18 protein-coding genes are annotated in these 14,911 nt (G+C 72.1%); 7 read left to right on the forward strand and 11 right to left on the reverse strand.

Going from position 1 to position 14,911, the window contains the following annotated elements; all coding sequences use genetic code 11:
- Positions 1-131 precede the first annotated feature (131 nt).
- A complete protein-coding gene (locus ABZ453_RS28355) occupies positions 132-914 on the forward strand; it encodes a hypothetical protein (protein WP_359019036.1) in 783 nt (260 codons plus the stop codon).
- A gap of 55 nt (positions 915-969) precedes the next feature.
- Complete coding sequence (locus ABZ453_RS28360) at positions 970-1,359, forward strand: hypothetical protein (RefSeq protein WP_359019037.1); 390 nt, start codon at positions 970-972, stop codon at positions 1,357-1,359.
- A gap of 67 nt (positions 1,360-1,426) precedes the next feature.
- Here the strand turns inward: ABZ453_RS28360 and der are convergent, their stop codons facing one another.
- The 5 genes from der to aroH form a co-directional block, all read right to left on the reverse strand.
- Positions 1,427-2,905, reverse strand: coding sequence for a ribosome biogenesis GTPase Der (der, locus tag ABZ453_RS28365; RefSeq protein ID WP_359019039.1), 1,479 nt, complete (start codon positions 2,903-2,905; stop codon positions 1,427-1,429).
- Positions 2,906-2,981: 76 nt separating this feature from the next.
- Positions 2,982-3,635, reverse strand: coding sequence for a lysophospholipid acyltransferase family protein (locus tag ABZ453_RS28370; RefSeq protein WP_359019041.1), 654 nt, complete (start codon positions 3,633-3,635; stop codon positions 2,982-2,984).
- Positions 3,632-4,318 carry a (d)CMP kinase gene (gene cmk / locus ABZ453_RS28375; protein ID WP_359019043.1) on the reverse strand — a complete coding sequence of 229 codons (687 nt, stop codon included), beginning with the start codon at positions 4,316-4,318 and terminating at the stop codon, positions 3,632-3,634. The genes ABZ453_RS28370 and cmk overlap by 4 nt, the downstream gene beginning before the upstream one ends.
- Positions 4,319-4,429: 111 nt before the next feature.
- Complete coding sequence (locus ABZ453_RS28380; protein WP_359019045.1) at positions 4,430-5,515, reverse strand: prephenate dehydrogenase; 1,086 nt, start codon at positions 5,513-5,515, stop codon at positions 4,430-4,432.
- Positions 5,512-5,874, reverse strand: a complete 363-nt coding sequence (gene aroH, locus ABZ453_RS28385) for a chorismate mutase (RefSeq protein WP_359019047.1) — start codon at positions 5,872-5,874, stop codon at positions 5,512-5,514. Before aroH ends, ABZ453_RS28380 begins: the two co-directional genes overlap by 4 nt.
- Before the next feature lie 225 nt (positions 5,875-6,099).
- On the opposite strand from aroH, the gene ABZ453_RS28390 reads away from it, so the two are divergent.
- Genes ABZ453_RS28390 through ABZ453_RS28405 form a run of 4 tightly spaced genes read left to right on the forward strand, consistent with a single transcriptional unit; the run spans position 6,100 to position 8,543 of the window.
- Positions 6,100-6,759, forward strand: a complete 660-nt coding sequence (locus ABZ453_RS28390) for a hypothetical protein (protein WP_359019049.1) — start codon at positions 6,100-6,102, stop codon at positions 6,757-6,759.
- Between the two features lie 23 nt (positions 6,760-6,782).
- Complete coding sequence (locus tag ABZ453_RS28395) at positions 6,783-7,367, forward strand: DUF6529 family protein (RefSeq protein ID WP_359019051.1); 585 nt, start codon at positions 6,783-6,785, stop codon at positions 7,365-7,367.
- Entirely contained in the window at positions 7,364-7,777 is a 414-nt protein-coding gene (locus tag ABZ453_RS28400; protein ID WP_359019053.1) for a Rieske (2Fe-2S) protein, read from the forward strand. Before ABZ453_RS28395 ends, ABZ453_RS28400 begins: the two co-directional genes overlap by 4 nt.
- A gap of 22 nt (positions 7,778-7,799) precedes the next feature.
- The gene (locus ABZ453_RS28405) at positions 7,800-8,543 is read left to right on the forward strand and encodes a nucleotidyltransferase domain-containing protein (RefSeq protein ID WP_359019054.1); all 744 of its coding nucleotides are present in this window, start codon (positions 7,800-7,802) and stop codon (positions 8,541-8,543) included.
- Here the strand turns inward: ABZ453_RS28405 and ABZ453_RS28410 are convergent.
- Genes ABZ453_RS28410 through ABZ453_RS28420 form a run of 3 tightly spaced genes read right to left on the reverse strand, consistent with a single transcriptional unit; the run spans position 8,469 to position 10,975 of the window.
- Positions 8,469-9,221, reverse strand: coding sequence for a nucleotidyltransferase domain-containing protein (locus tag ABZ453_RS28410; protein WP_359019056.1), 753 nt, complete (start codon positions 9,219-9,221; stop codon positions 8,469-8,471). The two genes, ABZ453_RS28405 and ABZ453_RS28410, sit on opposite strands and share 75 nt — an antisense overlap.
- Before the next feature lie 3 nt (positions 9,222-9,224).
- Positions 9,225-10,247 (reverse strand): ADP-ribosylglycohydrolase family protein, encoded by a 1,023-nt coding sequence (locus ABZ453_RS28415; RefSeq protein WP_359019058.1) that lies wholly within the window; start codon positions 10,245-10,247, stop codon positions 9,225-9,227.
- Positions 10,244-10,975, reverse strand: a complete 732-nt coding sequence (locus ABZ453_RS28420) for an NUDIX domain-containing protein (RefSeq protein WP_359019060.1) — start codon at positions 10,973-10,975, stop codon at positions 10,244-10,246. The genes ABZ453_RS28415 and ABZ453_RS28420 overlap by 4 nt, the downstream gene beginning before the upstream one ends.
- A gap of 96 nt (positions 10,976-11,071) precedes the next feature.
- Between ABZ453_RS28420 and ABZ453_RS28425 the strand changes: the two genes are divergently transcribed.
- Positions 11,072-12,043, forward strand: coding sequence for a DUF72 domain-containing protein (locus ABZ453_RS28425; protein ID WP_359019061.1), 972 nt, complete (start codon positions 11,072-11,074; stop codon positions 12,041-12,043).
- Here ABZ453_RS28425 and ABZ453_RS28430 read toward each other — a convergent pair.
- From ABZ453_RS28430 to ABZ453_RS28440, 3 genes are read right to left on the reverse strand one after another with little or no spacing between them, the layout of a single operon-like run.
- Positions 11,926-13,341, reverse strand: coding sequence for an MFS transporter (locus ABZ453_RS28430; RefSeq protein ID WP_359019063.1), 1,416 nt, complete (start codon positions 13,339-13,341; stop codon positions 11,926-11,928). The two genes, ABZ453_RS28425 and ABZ453_RS28430, sit on opposite strands and share 118 nt — an antisense overlap.
- 54 nt (positions 13,342-13,395) lie before the next feature.
- On the reverse strand, positions 13,396-13,944 hold the full coding sequence (locus tag ABZ453_RS28435) for a TIGR03086 family metal-binding protein (RefSeq protein ID WP_359019065.1): 549 nt from the start codon (positions 13,942-13,944) through the stop codon (positions 13,396-13,398).
- Positions 13,941-14,903, reverse strand: coding sequence for a sigma-70 family RNA polymerase sigma factor (locus ABZ453_RS28440; protein ID WP_359019067.1), 963 nt, complete (start codon positions 14,901-14,903; stop codon positions 13,941-13,943). Before ABZ453_RS28440 ends, ABZ453_RS28435 begins: the two co-directional genes overlap by 4 nt.
- Positions 14,904-14,911 lie beyond the last annotated feature (8 nt).

Raw genomic sequence — 14,911 nt, forward strand, 5'->3', positions numbered from 1 at the left:
CCCGTCGTGACCATCCGCGTTGGATGGATTGATTCCGTTCGCCCAGGAGCGTGACTCTCGCCACAGGTCCTCCGTTGTCTTCTTCATGAGTCCGGGACCCGCCCGGTTCACACTTCCCGAGGGGAGCCACCGTGCCCCGCATGCTCGACGTCAGCGACGAGGTACGCGCCGAGATCGGCGACGAAGAGGCCGACCGGCTGCTCGCCGGAGCGAACGCCCCCGGCAGCTACGACTGCACGTCCTGCCGCACCCCGGGCGACTCCGAGCAGGAGCGCACCAGCACCGTCCTGTTCATCGGCGACGAGACCGCCGTCCTCGCCTTCGCCCACGCCTCCTGCCTGCCCTCGCAGGTCGTGCAGGTGACCGAGGAGCAGCTCCAGGGGGCCGTGCGGTCCATCTCCGGCGACACGGTGGACCTGGACCCGCACAAGGTCGTGCCGGAGCAGGCCGTGCTCGGGGTGACCAGCGGACTCGTGCTGATCGCCGGGGAGTTGCACCCGGCGCTGGTGGTCGAGCCGACGGGACCGATCGTACGGCCGGGGGCCACGGGTCTCGGCGACGACTTCCTGCCGCTGCTCATCGAGCAGGGGTTCATGCCGCTGACGGAGATCACCGAGGTGCCGCCGGTGCTGCACGGCTGGTCGGTGCTGCTGGCCGTCGGGCAGCTGCACGCGGTGCTGCAGCCGAACGCGGCCGGCGGACAGCCGGTGGCGTGGTGGCAGGCGCACCAGCCGCTGCAGGTGACGGAGGGCTGGCGGGCCGCGGCCAACAAGCACCAGCAGGTTCTGATGTTCGCCGCGCCGGTGGGCTCGATCGGCCGCCAGCCGCGTGAGGACCTGCTGCGGGACGCGCTCGACAAGGCCGCGGCGGGCGGCAAGCTGGTCGCCGCGGCCATGCCCCTCGCCGGCACCTGAGGGCCGCCGTCGCCTGCACCCGCATCCCAAGTGACCCGAGGTCGTTTGGACATACGTGCACGCATACGACGTTTCGCGCCGCCAGTCGTTCCAGTCGATCCCTTCGTCGAGGTCGGCCCCGGATTTCCTGGGCGGCCCATCGGCCACGCCGATCTACGACGCGCTCTACGCCGAGTACGTCAAGTCCTTCCGCACGCTGCCGGGCGACCGCAGCGGCGAGGAGGACCTGGGCTTCACCGCCTTCGGGAACATCCCGCACGGCACGGGGTCGTACGGCGGGCACCACCCGGGGTCTTTCAGCAGCTCCTACGGCGCCTACAGCGCGGGGGCGTCCGTCGCGCGCCAGCAGTCGCAGTGGCAGCGGGTCGGGCACATCGGGCCGCAGGCCTCGGCGATGCAGCACGTACCGGCGGCCCTGCCGCCGGGTTCGCGCAGAGGCGACTGAGCGGACATGAGAAGGAGGGCGGTCCCCACGGGGGCCGCCCTCCTTGTCGTTCGCGTGGCGTTCGCGCCTACTTCTTCTTGCCGCGCTTCTCGCGCACCCGCACGGAGATATGGATCGGCGTCCCCTCGAAGCCGAACTCCTCCCGCAGCCGGCGCTCGATGAAGCGCCGGTAGCCCGCCTCGATGAAGCCGGAGGCGAAGAAGACGAACCGCGGCGGCTTGGTGCCGGCCTGGGTGCCGAAGAGGATGCGCGGCTGCTTGCCGCCCCGGATCGGGTGCGGGTGGGCGGCGACCAGCTCACCGAGGAAGGCGTTCAGGCGGCCGGTGGGAACACGGGTCTCCCAGCCGGCGAGGGCGGTCTCGATCGCCGGGACCAGCTTCTCCATGTGCCGCCCGGTGCGCGCCGAGACGTTGACCCGGGGCGCCCACGCCACCTGGCCGAACTCGGTCTCGATCTCCCGCTCCAGGTAGTAGCGCCGCTCCTCGTCGAGGGTGTCCCACTTGTTGTAGGCGATGACCATGGCGCGGCCCGCCTCGACCGCCATGGTGACGATCCGCTGGTCCTGCACCGAGATGGACTCCGAGGCGTCGATCAGGATGACCGCCACCTCGGCCTTCTCGATGGCGGCCGCGGTGCGCAGCGAGGCGTAGTAGTCGGCGCCCTGCTGAAGGTGGACACGCTTGCGGATACCGGCCGTGTCGACGAACTTCCAGGTGACACCGCCGAGTTCGATCAGCTCGTCGACCGGGTCGCGGGTGGTGCCCGCGATTTCGTTGACGACGACGCGCTCCTCGCCCGCCACCTTGTTCAGCAGGGAGGACTTGCCGACGTTCGGGCGGCCGATGAGGGCGATCCGGCGGGGGCCGCCGATGCCGGTACCGCCGAAGGTCTGCGCGGGCGCGTCCGGGAGGGCCTCCAGGACGGCGTCGAGCATGTCGCCGGTGCCGCGGCCGTGCAGCGCGGAGACCGGGTGCGGCTCGCCGAGGCCGAGGGACCAGAGGTAGGCGGCGTCCGCCTCGCCGCTCGGGCCGTCGACCTTGTTGGCCGCCAGCACGACCGGCTTGCCGGCCTTGCGCAGCAGTCGTACGACCGCCTCGTCGGTGTCGGTCGCGCCGACCTTGGCGTCGACGACGAACACCACCGCGTCGGCGGCCTCGATCGCGTACTCGGCCTGGGCGGCCACGGAGGCGTCGATGCCGAGGACGTCCTGCTCCCAGCCGCCGGTGTCGACGACCTTGAAGCGCCGGCCCGCCCACTCGGCCTCGTAGGTCACCCGGTCACGGGTGACACCGGGCTTGTCCTCGACGACCGCCTCACGGCGGCCGATGATGCGGTTGACGAGGGTCGACTTGCCGACGTTCGGCCGCCCGACCACCGCCAGCACCGGCAGCGGCCCGTGCCCCGCGGCCTCGATGGCCCCCTCGACGTCCTCGAGGTCGAAGCCCTCTTCCGCGGCGAGCTCCATGAACTCCGCGTACTCGGCATCGCCAAGCTCTCCGTGGTCGTGCTCCTCGAAAGAGCCCTCGGAGTGGATGTCGTCGTTCATGAAGTCCGTACCTCGTTCATCGTGGTGATCGGTGGACCGCCCGGTGTCACCGGTCTGATCCACTACTCAGTGTCGCCTAGCGCCCGGTCAGGCGCCGTGCGTTTTCCAGGTGGGTGCCGAGCTGCTTCTGGATGCGCTCGGTCGCCGCGTCCAGGGCCGCTCGGGTGCGCCGTCCGGAGCCGTCGCCCGCCTCGAAGGGGTCGCCGAAGACGACGTCGACGCGGCTGCGCAGCGGAGGCAGCCCCTTTATCAACCGTCCGGGCTTCTCGGAACTTCCCAGGACGGCGACCGGGACGATCGGGGCGCCGCTGCGGACGGCGAAGTAGGCGAGCCCCGCGCGCAGGGAGGCGAAGTCGCCCTCTCCGCGGGTGCCCTCCGGGAAGATGCCCAGGACTCCCCCGGCCGCGAGGACGTCGAGCGCGCGCGTTATGGCCCCGCGGTCGGCGACCGAGCGGTCCACCTTCAGCTGGCCGATGGCCGTCAGGAACGGGTCGAGGGGGCCGACGAACGCCTCCTTCTTGATGAGGAAGTGCGTCGGCCGGGGCGCGACTCCCATGACCATGGGGCCGTCGATGTTGTGGGAGTGGTTCACGGCGAGGATCGCCGGGCCGCTGGCGGGCACCTTCCAGGCACCGAGCACCCTCGGCTTCCACAGCCCGTACATCAGGCCGACGCCGATCCGGCGCCCGACGTCGGCGCCCCGCTCGGAGGCGATGGGAGCAGCGGTCACTTCCCGGCCCGCTTCTCCTCGACGAGAGTGACGACGCACTCTATGACCTGCGCGAGGGTGAGCTCGGTGGTGTCCACCTCGACCGCGTCGTCCGCCTTGGCGAGCGGCGAGGTCTTGCGGGAGGAGTCGGCCGAGTCCCGCTTGATCAGGGCCTCGCGGGTGGCGTTGACGTCGGCGCCCTTCAGCTCACCGCTGCGGCGGGCCGCGCGGGCCTCGGCGGAGGCGGTGAGGAAGATCTTCAGATCGGCGTCGGGCAGCACGGTCGTACCGATGTCGCGGCCCTCGACCACTATGCCGGTCTCCGCGGAGGCGGCCAGCGTGCGCTGCAGCTCGGTGATCCGGGCGCGCACCTCGGGCACCGCGCTGACCGCGCTGACCTTGGCGGTGACGTCCTGGGTACGGATCGGCCCGGCCACATCGGTACCGTCGACGCTGATCGTCGGGTTCGCCGGGTCCGTACCGGAGACGATCTCGGGCTTGCCGGCCACGGCGGCGATCGCGGAGGGGTCCTCGAGGTCGATCCCGTTGGTCACCATCCACCAGGTGATCGCCCGGTACTGGGCACCGGTGTCCAGGTAGCTCAGGCCGAGCTGCGCGGCGACGGCCTTCGACGTGCTCGACTTGCCCGTGCCTGACGGACCGTCGATGGCGACGATCACGGGCTTGGCGGCGCCGTTTTCCACGAGGGGACACCTTCCTGGTGCGGTGCGGTGGGTGGTGTACGGGCGCGAGCGCGCCCCGCACAAGGTTACCGGCCTCCCGGGTCCCCTCTTACAGGCGGATGATCAGGAGGATCACTGCCGGATGGACCAGCCCCGCTCCCGCAGCGCGGCACTGAGCACCGGTGCCGCCTGCGGCTCCACCATCAGCTGGATCAGACCCGCCTGCTGCCCGGTGGCGTGCTCGATGCGCACGTCCTCGATGTTGACCCCGGCCCGGCCGGCGTCGGCGAAGATACGGGCCAGCTGGCCCGGCTCGTCGCTGATCAGGACGGTCACGGCCTCGTAGACCCGCGGCGCGGAGCCGTGCTTGCCGGGGACGCGGACCTGGCCCGCGTTGCCGCGCCGCAGCACGTCCTCGATGCCGGCCGTGCCCTCGCGCCGCTTGGCGTCGTCCGAGGACTGCAGGGAGCGCAGCGCCTCGACGGTCTCCTCCAGGTCGGCGGCGACGTCCGAGAGCAGGTCGGCGACCGGCCCGGGGTTCGCGGAGAGGATGTCGATCCACATCCGGGGGTCGGAGGCGGCGATCCGGGTCACGTCCCGGATGCCCTGCCCGCACAGCCGTACGGCCGCCTCCTCGGCGTTCTCCAGGCGCGCGGCGACCATGCTGGAGACCAGGTGGGGCATGTGGGAGACGAGCGCGACGGCACGGTCGTGGGCGTCGGCGTCCATCACCACCGGCACGGCACGGCAGTGCGAGACCAGCTCGAGTGCGAGGTTCAGCACCTCGGTGTCGGTGTCCCGGGTCGGCGTCAGGACCCAGGGACGGCCCTCGAAGAGGTCGCCGGTGGCGGCCAGCGGGCCGGACTTCTCCCGGCCGGACATGGGGTGCGTGCCGATGTACGACGACAGCTCCAGGCCCAGCGCCTCCAGCTCGCGGCGCGGGCCGCCCTTGACGCTGGCCACGTCGATGTAGCCGCGGGCCACGCCCCGGCGCATGGCGTCGGCGAGCACGGCGGCGACATGGGCCGGCGGGGCGGCGACGATCGCGAGGTCGACGGGCCCCTCGGGGACCTGGTCCGTGCCGGCGCCCAGGGCGGCCGCGGTGCGGGCCTGCTCCGGATCGTGGTCGGTGAGGTGGACGACGACGCCCCGCTGGGACAGGGCGAGGGCCGCGGACGTACCGATGAGGCCGGTGCCGATGACGAGTGCGGTTCTCACTGGGCGATGTCCTTGCGCAGGGCGGCCGCGGCGCCGAGGTAGACGTGGTTGATCTCGGCGCGGGACCGGTCGGTCTCGATGTGCGCGAGTATCCGCACCACCCGGGGCATGGCGCCCGCGATGTCGAGTTCCTGCGCGCAGATCAGGGGGACGTCGACGATGCCGAGCTTGCGGGCGGCGGCCGCGGGGAAGTCGCTGTGCAGGTCGGGCGTGGCCGTGAACCAGATGCTGATCACGTCGTCGGCACTCAGGCCGTTCCGCTCCAGGACGGCGGTGAGCAGGGCTCCGACCTGCTCGTCCATGTGTCCGGCCTCGTCCCGTTCCAGTTGGACGGCTCCCCGGACCGCTCGTACCGCCACGGCGCTGCTCCTCGCTCACGTATCGGCTCTACGACCGTCCAGCCTAGTCAGCCCGCGCGGCGGCGGCCGTCGGCGCCCGCCCGCTGAGACGGCCCGACGATCTCCGACAATGTCACCCGAATGTCTCTATTCCGATACTTGGCGGCGGAACACCCCGTGCGCCTCTTTACGCCGTGGCCGCCGGTCCGGTCTCATGACAGGAAACTCGCCTCGGGGGAGGCCTTCATGAAGCGTCCGGGACCGCTGCTGACCTTGCTCGCGGGACTGCTGTTCGGTCTGTTCATGCTCACGCTCAACTCGACCACCGGCACCAAGAGCGCCTCGTCGACGTACAAGGAGGAGTCGCCGGCCGCGTCTCCCGCGCCCACGAGGACCAGCGCACCGCCGAGTCCCAGCCCGACTCCGACGCACACGGCGGCGACCACCGGCGTCTACACGGGCCGCACGGACGACGACTCCTCCGCCGTCGCCGTCTCGCTGCGCGGCGGCAAGGCGATCGCGTACTTCTGCGACGGCCACAACATCGAGTCCTGGCTGAAGGGCGATGTGCGCGGTGACGGCAGCATGGCGCTGACCGGCGAGAACGGCGCGCGGTTGAACGGCACCCTGAAGGGAGGCGCGCGGCTGAGCGGTACCGCCGACCTCGGTGGCGGCCACTACACCTTCACCCTGGCCAAGGCCAAGAAGCCGTCCGGGCTGTACCGGGCCAACAGCCAGGTGCGCGGCGCCCGGATCGTCGGCGGCTGGATCGTCCTGCCGAACGGCCGCCAGGTCGGTCTGCTCACCCGTGACGGCAAGCGCACGGCCGCGCCCGCCATCGACCCGGCCACGGGCGCGGTGACGGTCGACGGAGAGCAGCTCACGGCACGTCCCGTAACTCCTTGATCCTTCTGCCCGGGGAGCCGACCATGACCGTCGATCCGAACGCCGCCACGCAGAGCTTTCCGCCTCCGGGGCCGGGCCATCGGGCGCCGGGCCCGGCCCGCTATCTGGTCCCGGCCCTGGTCGCCGCCGCGGTGGCCGTCGGCCTCGGCGTCTACGGAAAGGCCCACCACCCGGCCGGCACCGCCTTCAACCTCGCCGGGTTCAGCAGTACGGGGGCGGTGAAGTCGTGGCTGGCGACGACCGCCTTCTTCTTCGCGCTCGTCCAGCTGGTGTCCGCGTTCATGGTCTACGGCAAGCTCCGCGGACCGGGCTGGGCGCCGACGCTGCACCGCTGGTCGGGGCGGATCGCGTTCCTGGTGGCGGTCCCGGTGGCGGTTCACTGTCTGTACGCGCTGGGCTACCAGACGTACAGCACGCGCGTCATGTGGCACTCCGTCCTGGGTTGCTTCTTCTTCGGTGCCTTCAGTGCCAAGATGCTGCTGCTCCGCTCGGAGCGGCTGCCGGGCTGGCTGCTGCCGTTCGTCGGTGGGCTGGTCTTCACCGTTCTCACCCTCATCTGGCTGACGTCCGCCCTCTGGTTCTTCCGTACGTTCGGAGTGACGACATGACCCACCGTTCGACGCGACGCACGGTTCTCCTCGCCACAGGTGCTGTGCCGCTGGCCGCGGGCTGCAGCAAGTACGGCGACAGCGGGGGCGGTTCGGGTTCCTCGTCCGTGAAGGCCTCGGCCGGCCAGGAGCTCGCGCAGACCTCCGAGATCCCGGTCGGCGGGGGCAAGATCTTCAAGGACGAGAAGGTCGTCGTCACCCAGCCGGCGAAGGGCGAGTTCAAGGCCTTCTCGGCGATCTGCACGCATCTGGGCTGCACGGTGAGCACGGTCGCCGACGGCACCATCGACTGCCCGTGCCACGGCAGCAAGTACCGCATCGCCGACGGTACGGTGGCGGGCGGACCGGCGCCGAAGCCGCTGCCGCCGGAGCAGATCACGGTGGAGGGAAATTCGATCCACCTGGCGTGAGGCGCCGCGTACGCTCGCGGACATGCAGCCCGAGGCCCTGGTGCGCGACCACACGATCTACTCCTGCGTCATGGGGTCGCGCGCCTTCGGTCTGGCGACGGAGGGCAGCGACACCGACCGCCGGGGCGTGTACCTCGCCCCCACTCCCCTGTTCTGGCGTTTCGAGAAGCCGCCGACGCATGTCGAGGGCCCGGCGGACGAACAGTTCAGCTGGGAACTGGAACGCTTCTGCGAACTGGCCCTGCGCGCGAACCCGAACATCCTGGAGTGCCTGCACTCCCCCCTGGTGGAGCACGTGGACCCCGTGGGCCGCGAACTGCTCTCCCTGCGTGAGGCGTTCCTCTCCCGCCTGACCCACGAGACCTTCTCCCGCTACGCCCTCGGCCAGCGTAGGAAGCTGGAGGCGGACGTCCGCGCCCACGGCGCCCCGCGCTGGAAGCACGCGATGCACCTGCTGCGCCTGCTGATGAGCTCCCGCGACCTGCTCCGCACGGGCACCCTCACCATCGACGTGGGCGAACAGCGTGAGCCCCTGCTCGCCGTGAAACGCGGCGAACTCGCCTGGCCCGAGGTCGAGTCGTGGATGAACCGCCTGGCGACGGAGGCGGACGAGGCGTCTGCGCACACCCCCCTGCCCGAAACCCCGGACCGGCGCCGCGTGGAGGGCTTCCTCCTCCGCGTCCGGCGCGCCTCAGCCCTCCAGCCGGACCCGTACGACGAAGTCGTGCAGGGCGTCGTACCCCCGCGGGGCGTCGGGCAGCTCTGACGCCTCCTGCGCCCGGTCGAGCACCCCGTGCAACCGCTCCACATCGGCCTCCACGCGCGCGTGGTCGACATCGGCGTCCCCGTGCTCCCGCTCCACCTTGGCGGCGATGAGCTCCGGCAGGTACGCGGGCGCCTCGGGCACCTCCCCGAGCAGCGTGGGCAGATGTGCCTGCACTTCACCGCAGCGCATCAGATGAATGCCGGTGAGCAGCACCCGGAAGGTGTAGAGCAGCGGCTTGAGCTCGCCGGTCCTCTCGAAGAGCCGCCACTGGGTGGTGGCGAATCCGCGGTAGTGGTGGGCGTGATGCGCGGTGAGCACACCGGGCGCGAGTGCGGTCAGCTCCCGGTGCGCGTCCGTGGTGTGGACGACCAGGGGCGAGAGCAGCTGCTCCAGCACATAGCCGTTGCGGCGCAGCATCAACCGGACGAACTTGCGCACGTCGTGGGTGACGAGATCCATCTCGACGCCTTCCCGGTCCCACATCCGTGACCGCGTCTCCTCCGGCTCACGCAACCCGACGAGGTCGGCGGCCGGCAGCAGGTGCACGCCCCGCAGGTCGACGTCCGAGTCATGGGACGGGAAGCCGTAGAGGTGTGCGCCGGAGACGGTCGCGAAGAGGACCGGGTCGGGCTGTTCGGCGATCACCGGGGTCAGGTCGAGGGGCAGGGTGTCGGTCACGGGTCAAGCGTCCCAGAGGGCGCCGAGCGTCATCAGGTCGCCCCGGTACTCGATGCGGTCCGCCCAGTCGGTCGGCCAGGCGTCCGCGCCCAGGTACGCGCCCGCGAACGCGCCCGTCAGGCAGGCGATGGAGTCCGAGTCGCCGGAGGTGCAGGCGGCACGGCGGATGGCGGTGACCGGTTCGTCGGGGAAGAGCAGGAAGCACAACAGGCCGGTCGCCAGCGCCTCTTCGGCGATCCAGCCCGCGCCGGTGGCCAGGCACGGGTCGGTCTCGGAGTCGGCGGTGCGCACGGCCTCGTCGAGACGGTCGAGTACCCCCAGGCACTCGTCCCAGCCGCGGGCGATGAACTCCTCGGCCGTGGAGTCGTCGGCCCGGGTCCACAGGCCGCCGAGCCAGGGGTGGTGGTAGCGGCTGCGGTTGTCACGTGCGTAGGTCCGCAGCAGCCCGACCAGGGCCGCCGGTTCGGTGCCCTGCGCGAGCAGTCGTACCGCCCTCGCCGTCAGGTCGGACGCGGCGAGCGCCGTGGGATGGGCGTGGGTGAGCCCGGCCTGCAACTGGGCCGCCCCGGCGCGCTGTTCGTCGCTCAGTCCCGGTGCGAGCCCGACGGGCGCCACTCGCATGTTGGCGCCGCAGCCCTTGGAGCCGATCTGGCTGGCGTCCTGCCAGGGCCGGTTCTCGTCCTTGAGCAGGCTGCACGCCCGCAGACAGGTGTTCCCGGGCGCCCGGTTGTTGTCCGGCGACTGGTACCAGTTCACGAACTCCTCGCGCAGCGGCCGCTCCAGCCGCTTGGGCGCGAGCACCCCGCGGTCCATCGCCGTGCGCATGCCGTGCGCGACGGCCAGCGTCATCTGCGTGTCGTCGGTGACGATCGCCGGCGTCGGCAGTCGCATCTGCCGCCACGGCCCGCACTTGGCGAGGATCGAGGGCACGTCGTTGAACTCGGTCGGGAAGCCGAGCGCGTCCCCGAGGGCGAGCCCGATCAGCGCCCCGGTGGCGGCGCGCTTGTCGACGATGGTTGCGCTCATGCGGGGCGTCCTTCCCGGGACGGTCGGAGGAGGGGCGGGTGCAGAGCGGTGGCCTGACCCGCGCGGTAGAGGGCGGCGGGTTTGCCGCGCCCTCCGGTCAGTCGGGCGCCGCCCGGCACCGGTTCGACGAACCCGGGTGTGGCGAGCACCTTGCGGCGGAAGTTGGGTCGGTCGAGGGGCGTGCCCCAGACCGTCTCGTAGACCTGCTGCAGCTCGCCGAGGGTGAACTCGGGCGCGCAGAAGGCGGTGGCGAGGCAGCTGTACTCGAGCTTGGCGCCGACTCGTTCGTGGGCGTCGGCCAGGATCCGGTCGTGGTCGAAGGCGAGCGGCCGGTCCGCGTGGTACGGCAGCCAGCTCGCCCGCGCCGCGTCGCTCCCGGCGTGCGGTTCGGGCGCGTGGGGCAGCAGCGCGGTGAACGCGACGGACACGACCCGCATCCGGGGGTCCCGGTCGGGCTCGCTGTAGGTGCGCAGCTGCTCCAGATGGAGTCCGGTGACGTCGGACAGGCCCGTCTCCTCGGCGAGTTCACGTCCGGCGGCCGTCTCCGCCGACTCGTCCGGCTCGACGAAGCCGCCGGGCAGCGCCCAGTGCCCGGCGTACGGCTCCTGCCCGCGCTCGACCAGCAGCACCTGCAGCGCGCCGTCCCGGATGGTGAGGACGGCGAGGTCGACGGTGACGGCGAAGGGCTCGTAGGCGTACTTGTCGTAACTCGCCTTGTCGAACGTCATGTTCACCACCCTCTCGACAGCCGTCTTTAATAGTCACTACGACTATAAACAGCATGGACGTGCTTCCACAACCCCCGTGCGGGTAACCGGCCCCGCATGGGCGAGATCCTGGTGGGCACGTGTTCGTGGACGGACCGCGCGCTGGTCGGCAGCGGCTGGTATCCGGCGGGAAGCCGGGACGCCGAGGGGCGGTTGCGGTACTACGCGTGCCGGTTCCCGGTGGTCGAGGTCGACTCGGCGTACTACGCCCTGCCCAGCGCCCGCAACTCCGAGCTGTGGGCGGACCGTACGCCCGAGGGCTTCGTCTTCGACGTGAAGGCGTTCTCGCTGCTGACCGGTCACCCGACCCGCGGGTCCGTGATGCCGGACGGGTTGCCCGCCGACCCCCGGGACCCGAAGGTGCTCGACGCGGTGTGGGCGCGGTTCACCGAGGGCGTCGAGCCGCTGCGGGCGGCGGGACGGCTCGGCGCTGTGCTGTTCCAGTTCCCTCCGTGGTTCCGGCCCGGACGGCGGGCCGGGCGGTTCCTGAGGGAATGCGCCGAACGGACCGCGGGATGGCCCCTCTCCGTGGAGTTCCGGCATCCGGACTGGTGGCGCGAGGAATGGGCGGACGCGACGCGCGCCCTGCTGGCGCGGTATGGCATGGCCGCCGTGGCCGTCGACATGACGCAGACGCTCCCCTCGTCCATCCCGCCCGTCACACCGGTCACTTCACCGGACCTGTCCGTCGTCCGCTTCCACGGCCGCAGTCCCGCCTGGGGCTCGGGGAGCAAGGAGGACCGCTTCCGGTACGACTACGGGGAGGCCGAACTCGCCGAGTGGCTGCCCCGCTTGCGCGGGCTCGCCGAGCGGGTCGGCCGACTGCACGTGCTGTTCAACAACTGCTGCGGCGCGGCCGCGGTCCGTGCCGCCGAGCGCATGCGCGGGCTGCTCGACGGCACGGAGTGGGCTCACGCGCGCGTGCGGGACGGCGCGAACGCCGCCACCAGCGCGCCCGCTCCCGCGGCCCCCGCCGACACCCACAGGGCAGGCGCGCAGCCGTCCAGGAAGGACGCCGGGGAGCCGTAGCCGCCGTACCGGGTGAAGACCAGGGCGGCGACGGCGACGCCGAAGACTCCGCCCAGTTCCCGCAGGGCGTTGTTGACGCCGGCCGCGACGCCCGCCTCGCCGAGCGGGACGGAGGACGTCACGGCGTTGGCGACGCTCGGGAAGACCATGGAGACACCGATGCCGGCGATGATCAGCGGCAGCACCAACTGTCCGTAGCTGACACCGGGTTCGACCTGCCAGGCGAGCAGGGCGAGGCCGGTTCCCTGCAGCAGCAGCCCGATCAGCATGAAGGGCCGGGTTCCGAAGCGGTCCGCGAGGGCGCCCGCGACCGGGGCGATCAGCAGCGGCATGGCGTTCCAGACGAGGATGCGCACGCCCGCCTGGAGCGGGGAGTAGCCGAGTCCGGTCTGGAAGAGCTGCGTGATCAGGAAGAGGGCGCCCAGCAGCGAGCCGAAGACCAGGAAGCCGGCCGCGTTGGCGGTGGCGAAGCCGCGGTTGCGGAAGTGCGCGAGCGGCAGCATGGGGTAACGGGCGCCCTTGCGCTCCCACAGCAGGAAGGCCGCGACGAACACGACTCCCGCGGCCAGCGCGCCCAGCACCTCGGCGCTCCCCCACCCCGCCTGCGGCGCCCGGACCGGCGCCCAGGCCAGCCCGGTCAGCCCGACGGCCGCCAGCACCAGCCCCACCAGGTCGAGTTGGGGCCGGGTGCCGTGACTCTCCCGGAGCCTGGTGGCGGCGAAGGGCAGCATCGCCAGGCCGATCGGCACGTTCAGCCAGAAGATCCACTGCCAGGACAGCCCCTCGGTGACGGCCCCGCCCAGCACCGGCCCGGCGGCCACCCCGAGTCCGGTCACCCCGCCCCACACCCCGATGGCGACCCCCCGCTTCTCGGCCGGGAACGCCTCACTGATCAGGGTCAGGGTGAGCGGAAGCAGGACGGCCGCCCCGGCGCCCTGCACGATCCGGGCGCCGATGAGCTGTTCCGGCCCGTTCGACAGGGCGGCGGTGGCGGAGGCGAGGGTGAAGACGGCGAGCCCGACGACGTACATCCGCCGGCGTCCGAAGCGGTCGCCGAGTGCGGCGCCGGTCAGGGTGAGGCAGGCGAAGACCAGGTTGTAGGCGTTGATCGTCCACTCCAGGTCCGACAGGCTCGCCCCGAAATCGGCTCGCAGCGCCGGCAGCGCGGTCGCGACGACCACGACGTCCAGGGAGCACAGCAGCGCGCCGAGTCCGGCCAGCAGGACGGTCCAGCCGCGACGGGACGGGCCGTTCGCCACGGGGGGTTCGTGCACGGAGACATTCAGGGTGTCGGTCATGACGGGGGTTCCTTCCATGAGCTCATGAGGTCGCTCACGGAAGGCAGACCACCCTCACCCCGCAAAGGAATCGCGCCGCCCCAGGAAGGCCAGCAGCCGCCCGCCGGGCCCCGCGCCCAGCGGCACGGCGACCGGCGCGCCGAACCGCACGCCCCGGTCCTCCGCCGCGACCACGCACCGCGCGACGGGAAGCAGTTCGGCGGCGAGCGCGGCCGGTATGGGCCGCCGGCGCCCGCAGGCCTGCGCCACGTCCCATCCGTGCACGGCGATCTCCACGGCCCCCACGGCGGCCATCACCCGCACGTCCAGCGGCAGTTCGCCCACCAGCACCCGCTCCCCGGGCCCGGCGGCCCAGGCACCGAGCACGGCACACGCGCGCGTGCGGAACGCGCAGGCCGGGTCGGCGGTCCCCGGCGTCAGCCCGATCCGCCCGCCCGTCAGCCCCTCGTGCAGGGCGTCGAGCGAGTCGTCGAGATGCCCGAGCAGCTCCCCCAGGTCCCACTCCGCGCACGGCGTCCCCCGCTCCAGCCGCCCGGCCCCCACTCCGGCGACGCACCCCAGCGCGTAGGCGAGCGAACGCTCCAGCAGCTCCCCGGCGTTCACGACAGCACCCGCGGGAACCCGAAGCGGACGACCTGCTCCACGTCGAGGAAGGCGGTGACCCGGGCCACCGTCCCGTCCACCACGGTGAGCACCTGCACCGAGTGCGCGCGCAGCACGCCGTCCACCCCGCGCACGTACATGACGAGAGCCGGCTGCCCGTTCGCGCGCGTGGGCAGCATCCGCAGTCCGCCCTCCTCGTGCACGCGCGCGTGCAGGAACCGCAGCACGTCCTTGCGGCCGCGGAACCACTCCAGGTTGGGCGGCATCTCCAGCTCCACGCCGTCCTGCAGGAGGTCGACCAGCGCGTCCAGGTCGGCGTGCTCGAAGGCGGCCATGTAGCGGTCGAGCACCTCGCGGTCCGCCGCGCCCCCGGGTTCGACGACGAGGTCCTCCTCGGGGGCCGCCTCGTCGAGCCGGGCACGCGCGCGTTGCAGGGTGCTCTTGACGGCCGCGGTCGACGTTCCGAGCAGCGCGGCCACCTCGGGCGCCCGCCAGGCCAGCACGTCCCGCAGGATGAGCACCGCCCGCTGCCGGGCGGGCAGATGCTGGAGCGCGGCGACCAGGGCGAGCCGCAGGCTGCCCCGGGCGGCCACCACGGTCGCCGGGTCGACGAGGGCGTCCGGCAGCGGCTGCAGCCACGGCACGTCCGTCGCGGCGCCCCTGAGCGGCTCCTCGGGCGCCTGTGACGGCCCTCCGAGCCCGGAGGGCAGCGGACGCCGCGCACGGCTCTCCAGGGCCGTCAGACAGGTGTTGGTGGCGATCCGGTGCAGCCAGGTCCGCAGGCTCGCGCGACCCTCGTAGCCGTCGTAGGACCGCCAGGCCCGCAGATACGTCTCCTGCACCAGGTCCTCGGCCTCGTCGACCGAGCCCAGCATCCGGTAGCAGTGCGCGAGCAGCTCCCGCCGGTACGGGTCCGTCAGCCGGACGAACTCGTCGCGGTCCGTCGTCGTAGCAGGCATTCCTGCAC

Source organism: Streptomyces sp. NPDC005799 (genome assembly GCF_040630525.1).
GTDB classification, from domain to species: domain Bacteria; phylum Actinomycetota; class Actinomycetes; order Streptomycetales; family Streptomycetaceae; genus Streptomyces; species Streptomyces griseorubiginosus_B.